At 70.0% G+C, this 19613-nt stretch carries 17 protein-coding genes; 3 read left to right on the top strand and 14 right to left on the bottom strand.

Going from position 1 to position 19613, the window contains the following annotated elements:
* Positions 1–20: 20 nt before the first annotated feature.
* From V1460_RS13500 to ggt, 7 genes are all read right to left on the bottom strand, one after another.
* Positions 21–1547 carry a hypothetical protein gene (locus tag V1460_RS13500; RefSeq protein ID WP_338673968.1) on the bottom strand — a complete coding sequence of 509 codons (1527 nt, stop codon included), beginning with the start codon at positions 1545–1547 and terminating at the stop codon, positions 21–23.
* Positions 1548–1636: 89 nt separating this feature from the next.
* Positions 1637–2026: a PPOX class F420-dependent oxidoreductase gene (locus tag V1460_RS13495; RefSeq protein WP_338673967.1), complete on the bottom strand. Its 390-nt coding sequence runs from the start codon at positions 2024–2026 to the stop codon at positions 1637–1639.
* Between the two features lie 277 nt (positions 2027–2303).
* Positions 2304–3542 (bottom strand): cytochrome P450, encoded by a 1239-nt coding sequence (locus V1460_RS13490; RefSeq protein ID WP_338673966.1) that lies wholly within the window; start codon positions 3540–3542, stop codon positions 2304–2306.
* Positions 3543–3590: 48 nt separating this feature from the next.
* Positions 3591–4979, bottom strand: a complete 1389-nt coding sequence (locus V1460_RS13485) for an FAD-dependent oxidoreductase (protein WP_338673965.1) — start codon at positions 4977–4979, stop codon at positions 3591–3593.
* Complete coding sequence (locus V1460_RS13480; RefSeq protein WP_338673964.1) at positions 4969–5211, bottom strand: ferredoxin; 243 nt, start codon at positions 5209–5211, stop codon at positions 4969–4971. The genes V1460_RS13485 and V1460_RS13480 overlap by 11 nt, the downstream gene beginning before the upstream one ends.
* Positions 5212–5311: 100 nt before the next feature.
* Positions 5312–5953 (bottom strand): hypothetical protein, encoded by a 642-nt coding sequence (locus tag V1460_RS13475; protein WP_338673963.1) that lies wholly within the window; start codon positions 5951–5953, stop codon positions 5312–5314.
* 159 nt (positions 5954–6112) lie between these two features.
* The gene (gene ggt / locus V1460_RS13470; protein WP_338673962.1) at positions 6113–7996 is read right to left on the bottom strand and encodes a gamma-glutamyltransferase; all 1884 of its coding nucleotides are present in this window, start codon (positions 7994–7996) and stop codon (positions 6113–6115) included.
* A gap of 106 nt (positions 7997–8102) precedes the next feature.
* On the opposite strand from ggt, the gene V1460_RS13465 reads away from it, so the two are divergent.
* Positions 8103–8846 (top strand): hypothetical protein, encoded by a 744-nt coding sequence (locus V1460_RS13465; RefSeq protein ID WP_338673961.1) that lies wholly within the window; start codon positions 8103–8105, stop codon positions 8844–8846.
* Here the strand turns inward: V1460_RS13465 and V1460_RS13460 are convergent.
* Together V1460_RS13460 and V1460_RS13455 are read right to left on the bottom strand one after the other, a co-directional pair.
* Complete coding sequence (locus V1460_RS13460; RefSeq protein WP_338678030.1) at positions 8818–10056, bottom strand: cytochrome P450; 1239 nt, start codon at positions 10054–10056, stop codon at positions 8818–8820. The genes V1460_RS13465 and V1460_RS13460 overlap by 29 nt on opposite strands.
* A gap of 101 nt (positions 10057–10157) precedes the next feature.
* Positions 10158–10937, bottom strand: coding sequence for an alpha/beta hydrolase (locus tag V1460_RS13455; RefSeq protein ID WP_338673960.1), 780 nt, complete (start codon positions 10935–10937; stop codon positions 10158–10160).
* 296 nt (positions 10938–11233) lie between these two features.
* On the opposite strand from V1460_RS13455, the gene V1460_RS13450 reads away from it, so the two are divergent.
* The gene (locus tag V1460_RS13450; RefSeq protein WP_338673959.1) at positions 11234–12814 is read left to right on the top strand and encodes an alpha/beta fold hydrolase; all 1581 of its coding nucleotides are present in this window, start codon (positions 11234–11236) and stop codon (positions 12812–12814) included.
* Between the two features lie 116 nt (positions 12815–12930).
* Here V1460_RS13450 and V1460_RS13445 read toward each other — a convergent pair whose 3' ends face one another.
* The 5 genes from V1460_RS13445 to V1460_RS13425 all read right to left on the bottom strand — a co-directional run bounded on the left by V1460_RS13445 (position 12931) and on the right by V1460_RS13425 (position 18135).
* Positions 12931–13374 (bottom strand): DUF6278 family protein, encoded by a 444-nt coding sequence (locus V1460_RS13445; RefSeq protein ID WP_338673958.1) that lies wholly within the window; start codon positions 13372–13374, stop codon positions 12931–12933.
* Positions 13375–13432: 58 nt separating this feature from the next.
* Positions 13433–14212 carry an exodeoxyribonuclease III gene (locus V1460_RS13440; protein ID WP_338673957.1) on the bottom strand — a complete coding sequence of 260 codons (780 nt, stop codon included), beginning with the start codon at positions 14210–14212 and terminating at the stop codon, positions 13433–13435.
* Between the two features lie 151 nt (positions 14213–14363).
* Positions 14364–14996, bottom strand: coding sequence for an MBL fold metallo-hydrolase (locus V1460_RS13435; protein WP_338673956.1), 633 nt, complete (start codon positions 14994–14996; stop codon positions 14364–14366).
* A 36-nt stretch (positions 14997–15032) separates the two neighbouring features.
* Positions 15033–16331, bottom strand: coding sequence for an alpha/beta fold hydrolase (locus V1460_RS13430; protein WP_338673955.1), 1299 nt, complete (start codon positions 16329–16331; stop codon positions 15033–15035).
* A gap of 361 nt (positions 16332–16692) precedes the next feature.
* The gene (locus V1460_RS13425) at positions 16693–18135 is read right to left on the bottom strand and encodes a hypothetical protein (RefSeq protein ID WP_338673954.1); all 1443 of its coding nucleotides are present in this window, start codon (positions 18133–18135) and stop codon (positions 16693–16695) included.
* 305 nt (positions 18136–18440) lie between these two features.
* Between V1460_RS13425 and V1460_RS13420 the strand changes: the two genes are divergently transcribed.
* On the top strand, positions 18441–19451 hold the full coding sequence (locus tag V1460_RS13420) for a GlxA family transcriptional regulator (protein ID WP_407077448.1): 1011 nt from the start codon (positions 18441–18443) through the stop codon (positions 19449–19451).
* Positions 19452–19613 lie beyond the last annotated feature (162 nt).

The raw sequence follows: 19613 nt of genomic DNA, 5'->3' as shown, positions 1-19613 counted from the left end.
ACAGCCTTTACCGTACTTTTTCACGTACTGAGGAGTCCGGCGACGCGCAGAGCGTGCACGAGATCCCGCTCCCGCTCCGGCGACACGGTCCGGGCGGCGGACAGGAGCGCCGGTACGAGGACACGCGGGTCTGACTCGGCGAGCCGCGCCGTGTCCTCTGCGGTACGGCCTCGCACGAACGCGATGAGCAGCGCGTGGGCCTCGTCCCCGCCCTCGGTGACACCGAGCGCGAGCACGGCTTCGGCGATCTCGTCGGGCGGACGCGCGACGACCTGGCGCAGGAGCCGGGCACAGTCGTCGGCGCTGCCGGCGGCGGCCAGCGCCCGCGCGGCGGCGGCGAGCGGACCTGGCGGCAAAGACGCCGCTTCCCAGAGGAGAGTCGCCCAGTCGGCTCCGAGCCCGGCCCGGAGCAGTTCGCCGCCGAGCGCCGGCAGCCAGGCGGCGGGGCGGGTAGCCGCCTCGCAGAGCACGGCATGGGCCTCGCCGCCGCGCCCTTCGGCGCGCAGCATGCCGAGCACCTCCACGGTCTCGGCGGCGGCTCGCCGGGCCGGCTCATCCGACGGGTCGACAGCGGCCTGCGGTTGCGGACCCGCCGCCGGCTGGGCGCCGACGGGACCGCCGAAACTCCCGAACCGCGCTCCGCGAGGCCGCGTTCCGGTCTCGGGCGACAGGGTCACGGGAACGGCGGCCACCTCCCCCGGCACCGGGTCCGCCTGGTCCGCTCCGTCCAGAGGCGCATAGCGGGCACCGCGCGAGCGCCGCCTCGCGGGACCGCTCCAGCCTCGCCGCCGGCGCTCGCCACCGGATGACGACTCCGGCTGCGGCAAGTCCACGGGATTCCTGCCCGCTTGGTCCGAGTCGGCGTGAACCGGCACGGGTCCGGAGTCCACGTGAACCGGCGCAGGGCCCGACACCGGGCCGGAGTCCACACGAACGGTGGACGCTTGGTCCGGGTGCGGCGTCCTGATCCGGCCGCCTCTCGGATGGAACCAGGAACCAGCACCGGCGCCCGGGGTCGACTCCACCCCGCCGCCGGGGGGATCCGGCCGCAACGCGGCCAGCCTCTCGGTGAGTTCCGCACAGCGGGCCACCGCACGCGTGTGGTCGTCGTGCACCCAGGCCAGCTCATGGGCGAGGGCCTGGTGGTCCGGGGAGTCCGCGGTGAGCAGGGCGAGCCGCCGCCGCAATTCCCGGCCGCGCTCCGCCGCACGGACTTGCTCCCGGCCCATCAGCTCCAGACGCTCCCGCAGGGCCTCGCGCCCGCCCGCACGCAGATCGTGCGCGGCGGCGGCGGCCGAGTGCAGCACACGGGCGCTCTCGCTTTCGGTCCGACCCGCTCCGAGATCCTGGAGCAGGGACTCCACGACGTCCCACGGTGGGATCTCGGCACCCTGGAGGCACGCGGCCAGCCCCTCGGGGTCACGCCGTCGGAAGACCCCGTACCAGCCCGCGTCCCGGTCGAGCCACCCGGTCAGTTCTCCGAGGTAGCGCCTGAACACCGCCATATCCATCGGGAGTTGCTCCATGGGGTGCTGGTCCACTGTCATCGCCCGCCCTCCGTCACCGGCCGCTGGCATTGCATCCCAGTCGCGTTACGGGACGGCTACGGGCGGTTTTCGCGCACGGTGCGGATCGCTCAACGTGTCCGCAGCGTCACCGCGATGCCCGTGTGGGGTCGCTTGCCGAACCGCACGAGGGCGGCGGGCCAGTCGACGAGCCAGAACTGCCAGGTGTACTTGCGGGCGAGCAGCCGCCGCACCTTCTTCAGGTCCGCGTCATCCAGCAGCCGCGCGGTCCCCTCCGCCACCGGCGCGCCGTCCGCGACCCGGCCGCGCACATCGCAGGGGGACACGGTGACCCGGCCGTTGCGGCGCAGCCGCTTCACCTTCCATGAATCGGAGCGGGTCCAGACATAGACGTCACCGCCGTCGACGGCGAACCACACCGGCGTGGCGACACCGGTTCCGTCCTTGCGGAAGGTGGTGAGGCTGAGGTACTTGGCGCGGTCGAGCTTCTTGAGGTCCACGGTCGGGAGACTACGCCGCGAACGGCCGGGCGGCGCTGGGCGCGACCGCGGGGACGGGGACGGTCGCGGGGACGGGGAGGGGCGCACAGTGCGCGGCCGGTCTCGATCTTGCGCAGGGTCTCCGCCGAGAGCCCGGCCGCCGCCGCGACCTCCACGTCGAGCAGACGGTGGGCATCACGGACGCGGGCCCGCGCATCCTCACCGCTCCGTGAGTACCGGGTCCGGACAGGACCCGGTGGGACACCGCACCGTCAGCGCCGGAGGTCGTCGCGGGCCGTCAGGGCCGGATGTCGTTGCAGGCGATGGGCAGATGGCGGGGCCCGCGCAGCACCGCGTTCCGCCGGTACTCGGGCGGGTCCTCCAGCAGCCGGGGGTTGACCAGCCTGCGCGCGAGCTCACTCAGCGCCAACTGGGCCTCCAGCCGGGCCAGCGGGGCGCCGAAGCAGGAGTGGATGCCACTGCCGAAGCCCAGGTGCTGGATGTCGCCCCGGTCCGGGTCGAACCGGTCCGGGTGCGCGAACCGCTTCGGGTCGCGGTTGCCCGCGGCCGCGACCAGCCAGAGGGACGCGCCCTTGGGGATGGTGACGCCGCGGATGTCGATGTCCGCGAGGGTGGTGCGGTTGGGCACCAGTTGCACAGGGGGTTCGAAGCGCAGCAGCTCCTCCACCATGGGGACCACCGACTTCGGGTCCTCGCGCAGCCGCTGGAGCTGGTCGGGATTGCGCAGCAGTGTGAGCATCCCGTTGGTGATCAGGTTGACCGTGGTCTCATGGCCGGCGATCAGCAGCAGCGCCGACGTGCTCAGCAGCTCCATGGTCGTCATGACCCCGTCCGGCCCATGGCGGGTCGCCAATTCGGAGAGCATGTCGTGCTTGGGGTCCTTGCGGCGCTCATCGATGAGTCCGGCCAGATACATGCCGAGCTCCGTGCGAGCCTTCTCAGCGATCTTGTTCCGCTCGGTCGGGTCCTCTCCGGGCATCGGGTCCAGACTCGCCGCCAAGGTGTCGGCCCAGCCGTGGAAGCGCGGCTCGTCCTCACGCGGCACGCCGAGCAGCCGGCAGATCGCGGTCACCGGGAAGGGGTACGAGAACTGCTCGACGAGGTCGATCCGGTCCGTGTTCCCGATCCCGTCGATGAGACCGGACACCACCTTGCCCAGGTCGCCGCGCATCTCGTCGATGCGGCGCGGGGTGTGCGGCGGGCCGAAGGACGCGTTGGTCATCCGACGGAGCCGGTCGTGCTCCGGGGGGTCCTGCCGGATGAAGCTGGGCGGCAGGCCGGGCTCCTCCTGCTGGCCGAGCTCAGGCCCCCCGGGCGCGGTCATGTTGCGCGGGTCGGAACTGACCCGCGGGTCGTGCAGCAGGCTCAGGACCTCGTCGTACGTGCTCACGACATAGGCGCCGTCGCCCTCGCTGAGGACCGGGGTCTTGCGCAGCTCCGCATACAGCGGGTATGGGTTGTGTCGATTGCTGTAGTCAAGGATCTGCCGCAGCAGACTGCCTTCGGCTTGGGTCATGACCAGTCCTTGGGGTGGCTCACAGGGCTCCGGCGGCCTCGTACGGCGTTACCTGCCGGGAGTGAAGGTCATCCGCCGGTCCGCCGGCGAGTACCCGCTGAGGGTGACGGTCGGCCCGTGGGTGGGCACCGAGGGGTCGGGGAACTCCGCCGACATCGGGCGTAGCCCCTCGGGGCGACGGTCCACGGTCTCGAACTTCGGGGGGAAGGGCGCGGTCGTCTCGATCAGGTGCTGGTAGAACGGCAGCCAGTGCGCATGGTCGAAAGTGACGGCGCCGATGACCCGCCCCTGGTAGCCGTACACACCGACGAACCGGCGCTCGGCGAGCGAGCCCTGCGCGATGATGATCTCCGTGCCCATCGATGGGACGCCGACCGATTTGATGTTCACCCCGAACTGGGCGGACCAGAAGCCCGGCACCCACATGTGGGGGCGGCGTTCGACGCTGTCGCAGAGCATGTTGTGCGCGGCGGTCTCGGCCTGGGAGACCGCGTTGCCCCAGTGCTCCAGGGACAGGAACTGGTAGCCGAAGAGCGGGTGCGGGGACCGTGCCACGTCTCCGGCGACGAAGATGTCGTCGGTGACGATGCCCCGGATGTCGAACGCCCGGCATCCGGCGTCGCAGGCGATGCCACGGGGCCCTGCGCCGAGACCGGATCCGGCGAGCCATTCGGTGTTGCGGGTCGCGCCGAGGCAGACGACCACGACGTCCGTTTCCACACTGGTGCCGTCGGAGAGGTGGGCGGCACGCACCCGGCCCGCCGTGTCGCCTTCCAGACCGGTGACCATCACCTCGCAGCGAAGGTCCACGCCGTTCTCGCGGTGGAGTTGGGCGGCGACCTGTCCGACCACCCCGCCGAGCGCCCCGACCAGTGGAGACGAACCGCGTTCCGCGAGGGTGACCTCGATCTCCCGCTCCCGGCAGGCTGACGCGATCTCCGAGCCGGTGAACCCCGCGCCGATCACCAGAACCCTGCGGGGGCCGGCCGACAGACGCTTCTGGAGCGCGGTGGCGTCGTCCCTGCCGCGCAGTACGAACACTCCGTCGAGTTCGGCTTCGGTCTCGTGCGGCCAGGAGCGCGCCCGTACACCGGTGGCGATCAGCAGCCGGTCGTACGGCACCTCTTCCCCGTCGGCCAGTTGCACCTTCCGGCCTGCCATGTCGAGTCCGGTCGCCGGCACACCGAGGCGCCAGTCGGCGTCCACCTCTCGGCGCCGGGGCAGCTCCGTACGGTCCGGGGCGGCCCGCCCCAGCAGGACGGCCTTGGAGAGCGGGGGGCGGTCGTAGGGCTCGTACGGTTCGTCGCCGATCATCGTCAGTGAACCGGCGAACCCTTCGCCCCGGAGGGTCTCGGCGGCTCGCAGACCGGCCAGCGAGGCACCGACGATGACGATGCGCCCTTCGCGCTTCAGCCAGTCGAGGAATTCACCGGGCATCGTGGGCCCCCTGCGCACCGGCGGTGGCAGCGGCTTCCTCGCCCACCCCGTCGACAAGAATCGCCTGCACCGGACAGGCTGCCGCCGCCCTGACCACAGCATCACGCTGCGCCTTGTCGGCGTGCGGGTTGTACAGCAGCGCTTCATCGCCGTGCATTTCGAAGACGTCCGGTGCGAGGAACGCGCACTGCGCGTAACCCTGGCATCGGTTGAGATCGACGACAACTCTCACCCGGATCAGTCCTTCCCGTGACGAGTCACTCTCCGATTCAGCATGGGCTCACCGGCGGTGCTCCGCCCGTCGAGTGCGCCGGAGGAGTGAACTGCCGGGGTCACACCGGCCCGGTGGCGGTGGGCACATCGGTCCGAGACCCCAGGCGAAGCCTGATCAGATAGGCGCTGATGAGCACCGCCCAGGCCGGGAACACCAGCTCGGACCAGGGAAAGCCCGGCCCTGCGAACAGCAGGATCAGGCCTGCCACCACCCCGATGATCGTGTAGGGGCGCGGCAGCAGCCCGAGCCGGTGGCCGATGTGCGAGGTGGTGAAGATGAAGACCGCGGCCATCCGCATGGAGTACGTCGTCAGCAGCGTGTACGCGAAGTTGCGGCCGAAGTCCGACGGCTGCTGGTCGGCAAGGATGCTGCCGGCCGCCGCGGCGGCGCCGAACAGCGTGGCAACGAAGACCAGTCCGCTGCCCAGGAAGACGGTGGCGACGAACTTGTCCTCCGCCTCCCCGACCTGCGCCCGGAGGGCACCCATGAACCACAGGAAGAAGATCCCGGCGAAGGGCACGAGTTCGAGTGCCGCGCGCACGGCCCGCTTTCGGTCGGGGCTGATCCCGCCGGTCGTGGCGGCGCCCTCGGGAATCGCGGTCCGCATCAGCACGATCGCAGCCGCCAGCAGCAGGGCGAACACGATCCCGGCAAGACCTGCCGCTCGCGGGGTCCGCAGCCGCTGCCTGTCCGCTTCCATGGGCCACTCGCTCTCTGCTCGCCTGTCCGCGTTCCGCACTTAACAGCAAGCAGCCCCCGGGCCCGGTACGCCACCGGGGCCACCCTCATGGGTGACCCCGGTGACGTGCGGTCGCGCGTGTGCCCGCGCAGGTCCTTTCCGGGTCGGACAGGACAGGACCTACGGCGTGCCGCTGGGCCGTACGGCCATGGCCGAGCCCCCGCCGCGCCGTACCTTCTCGGCGGCGGCGAGCCAGCGCCCGTCCGGCAGCCGCTGGATCGCCGTAGCGGCGCCGATCTCCGGGTTCTGCCGGAAGGAGTGACCGATCGCCTCCAGCTCAGCCTTCAGCGGGCTGTTCCAGAGAGCGGGTTCCACTTCGGTCGTGGACTGGTTGCGCTGGCTCGCGCGCGGGGCAGCGATGGCGTCGACCAGCGGAAGTCCGCGGTCCACCACACCGGTCAGGGTCTGGAGCACTGTGGTGATGATGGTGGCGCCGCCAGGGGAGCCGAGGGCCAGCACCGGCCGGTCGCGCTGGTCGAGCACGATCGTGGGGGACATGGAGGAGCGGGGGCGCTTGCGCGGTCCTGGCAGGTTGGGGTCGGGCACGGACGGGCTCGCCGGGGCGAAGGAGAAGTCGGTGAGCTCGTTGTTGAGCAGGAAGCCCCGCCCGGGCACGGTGATCGCGCTGCCGCCGGTGGACTCGATGGTCAAGGTGTAGGCGACGACGTTGCCCCACCGGTCGGCGACCGTGAGATGCGTGGTGTTGTCGCCCTCGTAGGTCGCCGGGACCGCCACACCGGCCGCGGTGCACGCGGTGGGCTTGCGGGGGTCTCCCGGTGCCAGCGGGCTCTTGAGTACGGCGTCGTCGCGGATCAGGCACGCCCGCGAGTTCGCGTAGCGCTGGGACAGCAGTTCCCTCACGGGTACGTCCACGAACGCCGGGTCGCCCACCCAGCGTCCGCGGTCGGCGAAGGCGATCCGGCTCGCTTCGATGAACCGGTGCAGATAGCCGGCCTCCGACTCATCCGAGAGGTCGGTGCTCTCCAGGATGTTGAGCGCCTCGCCGACGGTCGTACCACCGGATGACACGGGTCTCATGCCGTACACGTCCAGGCCCCGGTAGGTCATCACGGTCGGTCGCCGCCACTCGGTCTCGTAGGCCGCCAGGTCCCGCATCGTCAGGTCACCCGGCCGCACCACCCGCGTCGCGCCCTCACTGAGCTGCGGGTCGCGCACGGCGTCCACGATGTCCCGTGCGATGGGACCTCGGTAGAGCGCTCCGGTGCCCTTGCGTCCGAGCTCCGCGTAGGTACGCGCCAGATCCGGGTTGCGGAAGACCGAGCCGACCACCGGCAGCCGCCCGCCCGGCAGGAAGAGCTCGGATGTGGCCGGGAAGTCCCGGAAGCGGGCCTCGTTCGCCTGGGTCTGGGCGCGGAAGGTGGCGTCCACGACGAAGCCGTCCCTGGCGAGCTTCTGAGCCGGCTTCAGCAGGGTGCGCAGGGACCTGCTGCCCCATTCGTCCAGCGCCGCGTCCCAGGTGTCCGGGGTGCCGGGGGTACCGACGCCGAGGCCGCTGGTGACTCCTTCCTCGAACGGGATGGGTTTGCCGTTCTCCAGGAAGAGCGACGCGTCCGCGCTGCGCGGCGCGGTCTCACGACCGTCGACGGTATGGACCGTTCGGGTGGCGGCGTCGTAGTAGACGAAGAAGCCGCCACCACCGATGCCCGCGGAGTACGGCTCGGTGACCCCGAGTGCCGCGGCCGTGGCGACGGCGGCGTCCACCGCGTTGCCGCCGCCGCGCAGGACCTCGATGCCGACCGCCGAGGCGTCCGGGTCGACGCTTGAGACCACCCCGCCGTACCCGACGGCGACGGGCACCTTCTTCCGGGCCGTGAGAGCCTTGCCGTTGACGGTCTTGCCGTTGACGGTCTCGGCTTCGGCAGCCCGTCCGGCTGCCGGTGCCGCGGGAACCGCCGACGGCCCCGCGGCCCCCGCCGTGAACACGGCGATGACCAGCGCGGGAACGGCGACAAGACGATTGGTTGTCCTGGTAGTACGACGCATGTGTACCTCCAGCCGACGAGAGTCGGCCGCAGCGTAACGTCACCCGGGTCTGCCCGTCAGGACCGCCTCGAACACCTCTCCGTGCGGCCCGCTACCATGCGCGCCCATGAACGCAGACCTGCGCGACCTTGTGCTCGGTGTCGTGGCCGCCGGCACCAGCGCCTCACTCGGCTGGCTGGCACGCACCTGCCTCTGGCGTCGGCGGCTCCACCGTAAGCAGGCTTTCTTCGGTCTGCCACAGGACTCCGAGTGCCTGCTCGTCGTCAACCGCGAGCCCGCGAGCGAGGGTGCGGTCCACCGCTTCGACGTGTTCACCCTGCTGGAGCTCTCCGCGCTGATCAAGGACTGCGGGGCGCATGCCCAGATCGTCCAGCACGACACCGCGCGGCAGGGCTTCGGTGACCGCACGGAGTTCTGCGTGGGAGGCCCCGGGAGCAATCGCCGGATGTCCGCTCATCTGTCCTCGCTGCTGCCCGGGGTGCGGATAGACACCGGCGTCGAGCCGGGTCCCGACCGGCTGGCGTTCCGGATAGGCACCGAGCACTACCGGCTGGACAAGGGCGCCACCGAGTATGTGCTGCTCGCCCGGCTCACCGCCGGCGAGGGCGGCAGACCGGTGTTCCTCTTCTGCGGCCAGCGGGCGATCACCAACCAGGCCGCGGCCCGCTATCTCGCCCGGCACCACGAGCGGCTGTCCCGGAGGTACGGCGGCAGGTCCTTCGTCCTACTGCTGAAGGTGCTCAACACCGAGGCGTACGGACCCGATGTCGTGGAACTCGTCGCCGATGTGACACGGGCGGCGCAGTCGCCGCTGCCGGATGTCAGCCCAGAACCAGCGGCAGGGACTTGATCCCGTTGATGAAGTTGGACACGAGGCGCCTCGGCGGGCTCCCCAGCGTCATGGGCGGAAGTAGGTCGCGTGCCTCTGCGTGCAGTACGCGCAACTGGAGCCGGGCGAAGTGGGCGCCGAGGCAGACATGCGGGCCGTCGCCGAACGAGACGTGGGGGTTCGGGTCCCTGGACAGGTCCAGCCGGTGCGGATCCCGGAACACCCGCTCGTCGTAGTTGGCCGCCGCGTGGAACACCACGACCTTGTCGCCCGCCCGTATCCGCCGACCGTGGACGAGCGTGTCACGGGTGGCTGTGCGGCGGAACGAGAGCACCGGGGGGTGCCAGCGCAGCAGCTCTTCCACCGCTGTGCCGAGCGGGACGTCTCCGTCGCGTAGCCTGCGCTGTTCGTCCGGGTGCTCGGCGAGCGCGAGCAGACCGCCGGGCGCGGCGCTGCGCACCGTGTCATTGCCCGCCACGGTGAGCAGGAAGAAGAACATCTCCAGCTCCGCGTCCGTCAGCGCGGATGTGGCGAGTGACGTCATCACATCATCGGCGGGCACGCGTCGTTTGTAGGCGGCGAGTTCCTGGGCGTAGTCGAACATCTCCCGGAGCATGGCGGGCGAACGGGGGTTCACCGGCCGGCCGGCCTCGTCCAGCAGGGGCGGCTCGTCCGGGTCCTGGTAGGCGATGACGCGCTCGGTCCAGCCGAGCAGCAGGCCCCGGTCACTCTCCGGTACACCCAGCAGGTCGGCGAGGTTCAGCAGGGCGTAGTCGTCGGTGACGGCGGAGACCAGGTCCACCACCGGCCCCGAGTCCCTGGCGGCGCCCAGCAGTTCGCGGGCACGAGTCCGGGCGGCGTCGGTGAACCGGTCCACGCGCGCGGGCGTGAAGGCCCGGCTGACCAGTCGCCGCAGTCGCCCGTGGTCCGAGCCGGGCCCTCCGGCCGCACTGCCGGATGAAGGGTCCTGGTTGAGCATCATCCGGCGGATGAACGGAAGATCGGCCGGGTCCGGGTCCCGGATCTGGGTCGCTCCCAGCCAGGACGAGAAGGCGCCCGAGTCCTTGAGCACCCGCACGACGTCGGCATGGCGGGTGACGGCCCAGAAGCCTGGTCCTGCGGGCCAGCCCAGCACCTCGTACTCCTCCTGCCAAGCCGCGGGGTGATGGGCGCGCAGGACACGGAAGGCGTCATGCGCCGGCCCCCGGGCGTGGACCCTCGGATCGTACACATCAGGCACGGGTGGGGTGGCGCCGTCCGGGCGCGGTGCGGCTTCGGGCGACGCCGGACCGCCGGGGACGGCTGGATTCGTGTCCTGGTCGCGCGAACCACTCACGCGTCCGCCCGCAGGAAGTCCTCCACGGTCCTGATCAACTGGAGCGGGGTCTCGTCCATGGCGTAGTGCCCGGCCGCGGGCAGTTCGGCCAGCTCGCCCCTGGCGTACCAGCGCAGCCAGGTCTCGCGCATCAGCGAGGCGCCGAGGGCAGGATCGAGACCACCGGCGATGGCGAGGGCAGGGATGGTGGAGCCCTCGATCTCGCTGTGGAAGTCCTCCGTCGCCCAGGAGTCGAGCCATGCCCGGAACGCCTTGGGGTCACTTCTGCGCAGCGACCGCTGGGTCATCCGGTCCAACCAGGCGCCGGGGCGCACCGAGCCGGTGGTGATGTCCATGATGGCGCGGCGGTTCGCCGGGATGTCGGCCGCGTCGGCGAACAGCCGCCACTGGTCGGGGGGCATCGGCAGGCCGCCGGCGGGCACCGGGGAGATCCCGACCAGCCGGCGCACCTGCTGCGGTGCGCGCGCCACGACCCGCTGGACCACGGAGCCGCCCATGGAGTGGCCGATGAGCGAGAAGCGGTCCCAGCCGATCTCCTTGGCGAGCGCCAGCACGTCCGCGGCGCCTTCGCCGGTGGTGTACGCGCCGGTCGCCCGCATCGCCTCGCCGTATCCCCGCAGGTCCACGAAGGCATAGCTGAAAGAGGTCGTGTCGAGGTCGGCGAACAGTGGCGCGTAGGTGTCGCGGTCACCGAACCAGCCGTGCACGGCGATGACACGGTGCGGGCCTTCACCGATGAGCGTATGAGGGAGCACGAAACGTCGGTTGTCGGTCATGGTCACGACCTCTCCGTTCGGCGGGCGGCCGGGGCGGCCGCGGTGTACGGCACCACGGTGAACCGTGGACCCCGCGATCACCAGGGTGCGGAACCGGCGCACGGGTGGACTTCCCCCTTGCGGGAGAACCGGAGAAGCCGACTTGACGGCACGTCAACCCGCGATCAGAACCACGCTCGTGCGACGACACGTCAAAAAATCGTTACTTGCACGTAACTTACCAAGTAGTTACCTCCGGTAAGAGGCAACCGTTACCGTCGGGTCACTTTGGTACTTGCACGAGTCAGGAGTGACCGATGGGACACCCCCACAAGGCCTTGCGGACGGCGACGACCGGTACCGTCTCGGCCGCTCTCCTCGCCGGTACGGTCTTCGCGCTGAGCCCAGCCGCTCCGGCCGCCGCCGGCACCCACCCGGGCGTTCGCTTCGTCGACATCCACGGCGACGGCGGCACCGTCCTCAAGGCCAACGTCGCCACCCCGGCGGACGCCGACGGAACCCGCAGATATCCCGTGATCGTGCTGCCCACGAGCTGGGCCACACCGCAGATCCAGTACCTCGCCCAGGCCGCCAAGCTCGCGGACTCGGGCTATGTGGTCGTCAGTTACAACGTGCGAGGCTTCTGGCAGTCCGGCGGTCACATCGAGGTGGCCGGGCCACCGGACATCGCCGACGCGTCCCGGGTCATCGACTGGGCACTCGCCCACACCCCCGCCGACCCGTCCAAGGTCGGAATGGCCGGGATGTCGTACGGCGCCGGCATCAGCCTGCTCGCCGCGGCGCACGACAGTCGGATCAAGGCCGTCGCCGCCCTCAGCGGCTGGGCCGACATCCCCGCCTCCATCTACGGCGGACGTACCGAGCACCTCCAGGCCGCCGCGCTCCTCGGCGGCACCGGCTATGCCACCGGCAGCCCGAGTCCCGAGCTCAAACAGTTCATGAAGGACTTCCTCGGCGGCGTCGACCCGGCCAAGGAAGACGACATGATCGCCTGGGGGAGGAAGCGCTCCCCCGCCGCCTACGTGGACCGGATCAACCGGAACGGTGCGGCCATCATGCTCGGCAACGCCTGGGGCGACACCATCTTCCCGCCCAACCAGTACGCCTCGTTCTACGAGCGCCTCACCGGGCCGAAGCGGCTGGAGTTCCGCCCCGGCGACCACGCCACCGCCGAGATGACCGGACTGCTGGGCCTACCCAACGACACCTGGACCAGTGCCCGCCGCTGGATGGACCACCACCTCAAGGGCGAAGACAACGGCGTGGACCGCGAGGCGCCGGTGCGGATCAAGTCACGCTCGGAAGGTGGCTACGAGTCGTACCCGGACTGGAAGTCGGTGGGCGCGGACACCCGGAAGTTCGAGCTGGGCGGCACCAAGAAGATCCGGGCCAACGTGGACTCAGGAGCCAACGGCGGGGTCACCGTGCTCTCCAACGCCCTGGACCAGTTCCTGAAGGTGCCGCCGATGGCGTCGATCCCGCTGCTGCCGCGCTGGTTCGCAGCGGTCTGGCAGTCCGAGCGCTACGGCTCCGAGCAGCGCGTCAGGGGCACGGCGAAGCTGCACACGACGGTCACCAGCACCAAGGAGAGCGGCACCCTCGTCGCATACCTCTACGACGTGGGACCGCTCGGCCTCGGCAAGCTGATCAGCAACGCGCCCTACACCTTCCACGGCCAGACCCCCGGCCGCCCCTTCACCGTGGATATGGAGCTGTACTCCACGGCCTACGATGTGCCGGCGGGCCACCGTCTCGCCCTGGTCGTCGACACCGTCGACCCGCTCTACATCGAGCACAACCCGTCCGGGGCGAAGCTGACCTTCTCCTCACCAGCGGACGACCCCTCATATGTGTCGGTCCCCCTACGTGAGAAGTGATCTCCGGCTGGCCTCCGGTCCGGGTCCGGCCAGCGCAAACTATCCACCGGGACGGCGGGCTTCACACCCAACACGCACCGAATGGGCATAAATACGGCATAAGCGGTAGAAAAACGTCAGGCTTCTGCCGCTTCGGCGTACACCTGGGACAGCTCGGGCGACCCCTGAGTCGCCCAGTCCAAGCCCGCCTCCACCACGTTGATCTCCCGCCCGGAGGCCAGCCTGATCACCGGCTGCCCTCCGGGCCAGACATGCCAGGTGGCGCCCCGCACCGTACGGACGATCACCGTGCCCAGATACAGGCCGGCGTCATTGCCCACCCAGGGCAGCTCCTCCGGGTCGTCGCGCCAGCGCGGTGGAAGCTGGTCGAGCGCCTCCAAGGAACGCGGGGTGTCATCCAGTTCGAGCCCCTGCTGTCCTGCCCGGACACGCAGCAGCTCGCACTCGCCGAGCAGCGCGGCTACGCCATCCGGGTCGCCCCCGATCGCGGATGCCAGCACCTGTCCGCCTCGCTCGGCACTATGCTTTTTACGCCAGTTGTCCAAGAAAGGGATGTTCATACCGATCAGCCTTGCACTCCCGTGGACGGCGCACCACAGGGCGCGCGGAGCGCTGACCTCAGAGATCGAGGTCGACTACGACCGGGGCGTGGTCCGACGCCCCCTTGCCCTTGCGCTCCTCACGGTCGACATAGCTGTCCTTGACCGCCTTGGCGAACGGCTCGTTGCCGTACACCAGATCGATGCGCATACCCCTGTTCTTGGGGAAGCACAGCTGACGGTAGTCCCAGTAGGTATAAGGATGGGCGTACTTGAGCGGACGCGGCACCACGTCGGACAGACCGATCTCCCGCAGCCCCGCCAGCGCGGCGCGCTCCGGCTCGGTCACATGGGTCATGTCCTCGAAGAAGGACCGGTCCCACACATCGTCGTCGGTGGGTGCGATGTTGTAGTCGCCCAGCACCGCGAACGGACGACCGCCCGCCGCGTCCTCGGTGACGGCCTGCTTCAGCGCCTCGAGCCAGGCCAGTTTGTAGGCATAGTGCTCATGGGCGACCTCCCGGCCGTTGGGCACGTACACCGACCAGACCCGGACCGGACCGCAGGTGGCGCTCACCGCTCGCGGCTCCTGGGCCCCGCCGTACGCGGGGCCGCCGGTCAGCCCCATGACGACGTCGTCGAGCCCGACCCGGGAGAGCAGCGCCACACCGTTCCACCGGCCGTCGGCGTTCACCGCCGACTCATAGCCGAGCTCCTTCAGCGCGTCTGCCGGGAACTGCTCGGCGGTGCACTTGGTCTCCTGGATGCACAGCACGTCGGTGCCGCTGCTCTCCAGCCAGGCGAGCAGCCGCGGCAACCGGGCCGTGATCGAATTGACGTTGAACGTGGCGATGCGCATGTCTGCAAGCGTAACCGCGGGGTGTGACAACCGGGGCCGCCGAGAACAGCCCGGGATGCCGGAGCCGCGCCGTAGCGGGGGCGGGACGGCCCGAGCCGGGGTGAGGTCGGGCGGACCGGGGGCGTACCGGCTCGGTACGCCCGCGACCGGATCAGAGCTGCGTCGAGTCCCCCGGCGCGAGCCTGCTGTGCTCGGCGCCGCCGAGATTGCCGATGTGGGTGTCGTAGATCGGACGCGCCAGCTCGGTCAGCAGCGCGTCGTGGACATCGATCGCCCGGCGCGGCCCGACCTCGCGCACATAGTCGATGACCTCGGAGACCTTGCTCCACGGGGCCATCACCGGGAGCATCAGCGTATCTACGGACTGTTCGGGCACCGTCAGCGCGTCCCCCGGGTGGAAGACCGAACCGTCCACCAGGAAGCCGACGTTGGTGACCCGCGGTAGGTCCGGGTGGATGACCGCGTGCAGCTCGCCGTACACCTGGACGTCGAAGCCCGCGGCGGAGAACGCGTCGCCGCTGCCCACCGTGTGCACCCGGCCGGGGAAAGCGGCGGAGAGCTTCTCGGCGACACTGCGCAGCGTCCAGATCCCGGCGGCCGGGTTGGCGTCCAGCGCAGCGCGCAGCCGTGCCTCGTCGAAGTGGTCGGCGTGCTCATGGGTGATGAGCACGGCGTCGGCTCCTACGGCCGCGTCCGCCTCGCTGAAGGCACCGGGGTCGATGACGAGTGTCCGCCCGCCCTTCTCCAGCCGGATGCAGGCGTGCGACTTCTTCGTGAGCTTCACCGGGGCGACCTCTCTCTCGCGGCAGTGCGGCGCATCCTATGTGTGCGGGGTGGTCTCCTCGCGGATCACCCCCTGGGCCACGCGGAAGGCGGCATCGGCGGCGGGCACCCCGCAGTAGACCGCCGACTGCATCAGGACTTCGCGGATCTCCACAGGAGTGAGCCCGTTGCGGAGTGCGGCACGGACGTGGACGGCCAGATCGTCGAGATGACCGCCGGCGACCAGCGCGGTGAGCGCGACCGCGCTGCGGGTGCGCCGGTCCAGGCCGCCGCGGCTCCACGCCTCGCCCCAGGTGTAGCGGGTGATCAGCTCCTGGAAGTCGGCGGTGAAGTCGTCCGCGGTCTCCAGCACACGGTCCACATGGGCATCCCCCAGCACCTCCCTGCGAACCTTGAGCCCTGCGTCGTAGGGGTCCGGGCGGCCGACGCGGCCGACCCCCTGCTGTTCGGCGGGGGCGGCCGACACTCCGGGGGCACCCGCGAACTCAGCGGACGGGTTGCCTCGTGCGGCGAACCCGGGCAGCACGGGGGGCGCGGGTATCGCGGCCAGGGTGTCCTGCCAGGCCAGGGAGAAGTGGCGGATCAGCAGATCGGTGACGGCCGCCGGCTGCTCCACCGGCGCGAGGTGGGAGGCGCCGGGCACGAGGGCGAGCCGGGCGTCCGGGATGCCCGCCACGAGCGTCCGGGCCTCGGCCGGCCCGGTGAGCTGGTCGTCGGACCCGACCAGGACGAGCGTGGGCACGCCGATGCGCCCCAGGTCTTGGCGCACGTCGAAGGCCGCGAGCGCCTCGCACGCCCCGATGTAGCAGCCGGGATCGGTGGTACGCACCATCTGGACGGCCCACTCCACGATCGCGGGCTGCGCGGCGGCGAACTCGGGTGTGAACCAGCCGTCGGGTGCGCTGCGGGCCATCGGTTCGAGCCCGTTGGTGCGGACGATCACCCCGCGTCTGCGGAAGTCGTCGGCCGTCCCGAACCGAGGCGAGGCCGCGATCACCGCGAGGGTGGCCACCCGGTGCGGCAGCCGCAGCGCGAGGTCGATACCGACGGCGGCGCCGATGGAACAACCCGCGTACCCGAAGCGCTGTACGCCGAGCAGGTCGAGGACGGCGACGAGGCGGTCCGCGATTTCGCTGACCGAGTCGGCGGGGTGGGCCGGGGCGCCGCCGTGGCCGGGGAGATCGAAGCGGATGACCCGCCATCGTTCGGACAGCTCCGGTATCTGGCGGTCCCACATATGCCATGTAGTACCCAGTGAGGGGCCCAGGACCAGGACCGGAGCGTCTTCTGGCCCGTCAGAGCGGTATTGCAGGGTGTTCGGTGGTGTCTCGCTCACCCGTCAGACCCTCTCACGTATCACGGTATCTCACGCGGCTGGGGGAACCCGACGGCCGCCCTGCTCCAGGTCAGCGAGTTCGCCGACGGCCACGGCATACGCCGCTACCGAGGACGACCGAAAGCCCATCTTCAACATGTATTCACGGATATTGCCGTCAATATCGAACGCCTCAGCAGCAGAAGGGCGCGACGCCGGACACTCTGCGGCGTAACCCCGGCCGTCGCTGCAGAGTGTCCAACGTGCCTATGTCAGCGCCGTCCGGCCTGGCCGGCGAACGAACTGGGAGTACCGCATCAGATTGCCTCAGCCCCGCGGCTGGGTGGTACGACGGGTCGGGACTTCGAATTCCCGGACGGCCTCAAGAGCACGAGGTGCTTTCAGACGCGGTCATGGGGCGAGAACGGGCGACGACGGAACCGTTCCCGGTCGGTGCCGTGAACGCAGCGTTGGTGATCATGAAGTCCCGGTGGCCGTACAGGCGATTTCCCTTGGCGAAATGCACATGAATGTCCCCTGTGGCAGTGTCCATCTCCGCAGAACGGGCCAGCCACCCCACGCTGCAACCTGAAACTGGCAGGCTTTCGGTCTGCGAAACGGTACTCGACTTACTCAAAGTCTTACTGTAAGTCGCGCTCACTCCTACTTCAGCCACTTCCCAGATGGTGGCTTTCGTGGATGCGCTCACCTCGAGTGTGTCTGATCTCCCCACGGTATCCGACCAGGTCAGGGTGTGAGTCACGGTTTGCGCAGTGTAATTGAAGACCCTGTCTCCGACAGGGCGTTCTTCCCCTGGAAAGGTCTGATAGCTCTGGGGTGAGTAGGTCATGGTGCAGATAATCCCCGGGAACACTTCACCCGCGCATACCTCGAGAGCTTCTTTGCCTTCGTCGCTGTCGGCGGAGTAAGTGGTCCAGCCGACCGCCGTGTTGACGGCGGCGCAGGGCACGATCTGGTCGGCTGTTCCGGGCCCGCTGATCTGCGTCCAGGACGTACCACCGTTCCAGCGGTAGACACCGTCGGGTGACCGCCCGAAGACGGCATTGTCCGTGACCACCCACTGGGAGCCCGGGCCGGCGGTACCGATCCGCTGCCAGTTCTGCCCGGACCCCTGATAGCGGTAGACACCACTGCCGTCCGGAGCGGCCCGGAGAAGACCCGCCCCGCCTCCGTAGATCTGGTCGGCTGTTCCGGGCCCGCTGATCTGCGTCCAGGACGTACCACCATTCCAGCGGTAGACACCGTCGGGTGACCGCCCGAAGACGGCATTGTCCGTGACCACCCACTGGGAGCCCGGGCCGGCGGTACCGATCCGCTGCCAGTTCTGCCCGGACCCCTGATAGCGGTAGACACCACTGCCGTCCGGAGCGGCCCGGAGAAGACCCGCCCCGCCTCCGTAGATCTGGTCGGCTGTTCCGGGCCCGCTGATCTGCGTCCAGGACGTACCACCATCCCAGCGGTAGACACCGTCGGGTGACCGCCCGAAGACGGCATTGTCCGTGACCACCCACTGGGAGCCCGGGCCGGCGGTACCGATCCGCTGCCAGTTCTGCCCGGACCCCTGATAGCGGTAGACACCACTGCCGTCCGGAGCGGCCCGGAGAAGACCCGCCCCGCCTCCGTAGATCTGGTCGGCTGTTCCGGGCCCGCTGATCTGCGTCCAGGACGTACCACCATCCCAGCGGTAGACACCGTCCGCCGACCGCAAACAGACCGTACTACCGGTCGTCGCTGCGGCAGCCGGCTGTGCCGTGAGCAGCGGCGTCACGACCGCACTCGGCAGGGTGACCAAGAGTGCGGTCAACCGTACCCGCCATCGTCGCCCCAACGGCACGGAGCCCCTTACGCTCCTCGTTTCCTCCCGCGCACCCGGCACGGTTCCTCTCACCACGGAAGTACGCCAAGAAAACAGGCGCATTGCGCATACTCCTCTCACCGAAACCCATACAGGTTTGGACGGCAGGGGCATGCCGTCCATGGACGCGCAGGCCCACCGCCGCTCACCAGGCCTCATCCTTCGACACCGGCATCGCCGGGTGTGAGTGGTAGAAGTGGCGTATGACGCAAGAATCCTTCCACGACGCTTCCCGAGGGCTCCAGCCACACCAGATGACAGTCATCGTGGAAGAGGACACCAACCCCTTCGAACTCGGCTGCGCCACCGAACTGTTCGGGCTGCCCCGACCCGAGCTCGGCCGTGACCTCTACAACTTCACGCTCTGCACACCCCAGGACCGCACGGTCATGCGCGACCGCTTCTTCACTCTGACCGAAGCAGCGTGCCTCGAAGCCGCCGACGCCGCCGACACCCTGATCCTCCCGAGCAGGCCTGACGTCAGCCAGCCGCGCCATCCCGCCGTACTGGACGCCATACGCCGCGCCCATCAGCGGGGCGCCCGGCTGGTCTCCTTCTGCACCGGCGCGTTCGCCCTGGCCCAGGCCGGCGTGCTCGACGGCCGCCGGGCCACCACGCACTGGCAGTGCACGGACCTCCTGCGCGCCCACTACCCCGCAGTCCGCGTCGAACCCGACGTCCTCTTCGTCGACGACGGCACCATCCTCACCTCCGCGGGCAGCGCCGCCGCACTCGACCTCGGCCTGCACATCATCCGCCGCGACCACGGCGCGGAGACCGCCAACTCCATCAGCCGCCGACTCGTCTTCCCCGCCCACCGCGACGGCGGACAGAAGCAGTTCATCGAACGCCCCTTACCCGACCTGCCCGACGAATCCCTCGCCCCCCTGCTGGCCTGGGCGCAGGAGCGACTCGACACCCCCCTCACCATCGCGGACCTCGCAACCGAGGCGGCCGTCAGTACCACCACCCTGCACCGCCGCTTCCGCACCCAACTCGGCACCACACCCCTCGCATGGCTGACCGCGCAACGCGTCACCCTCGCCCGCCGCCTCCTCGAACGCGGAGACACCCGTATCGACGCCGTCGCCCGCAACGCCGGACTCGGCACCCCCGCCAACCTCCGAACACTCCTACGCCGAGAAACGGGACTCACCCCCTCGGCCTACCGGCAACGCTTCGGCCCGGAAACTCACTTCACCCGGGACACCACCGCGCTATCCGCAGGGAGAGACATCCAGGACCAGCTACCGCAGACACGCTGAACGGGGAGAAAGGCACCGTCACTTCACAACCGGCACCCCCTCACCCGCCACCACTGCGGTCCGTGGGCGGGACGCGTTCGCTGCACCCCCCCCACAAGCCAGTGCCTTGCTCCCACTGCCGCACTGGATGGACCCTGAGGCATCCGACGGCCCGAGCCGGAC

The organism is Streptomyces sp. SCSIO 30461, assembly GCF_037023745.1.
Taxonomy (GTDB): Bacteria; Actinomycetota; Actinomycetes; order Streptomycetales; family Streptomycetaceae; genus Streptomyces.
Note: the sequence above shows the minus strand (reverse complement) of the source record. Positions and strands in the feature narration are given on the sequence as shown.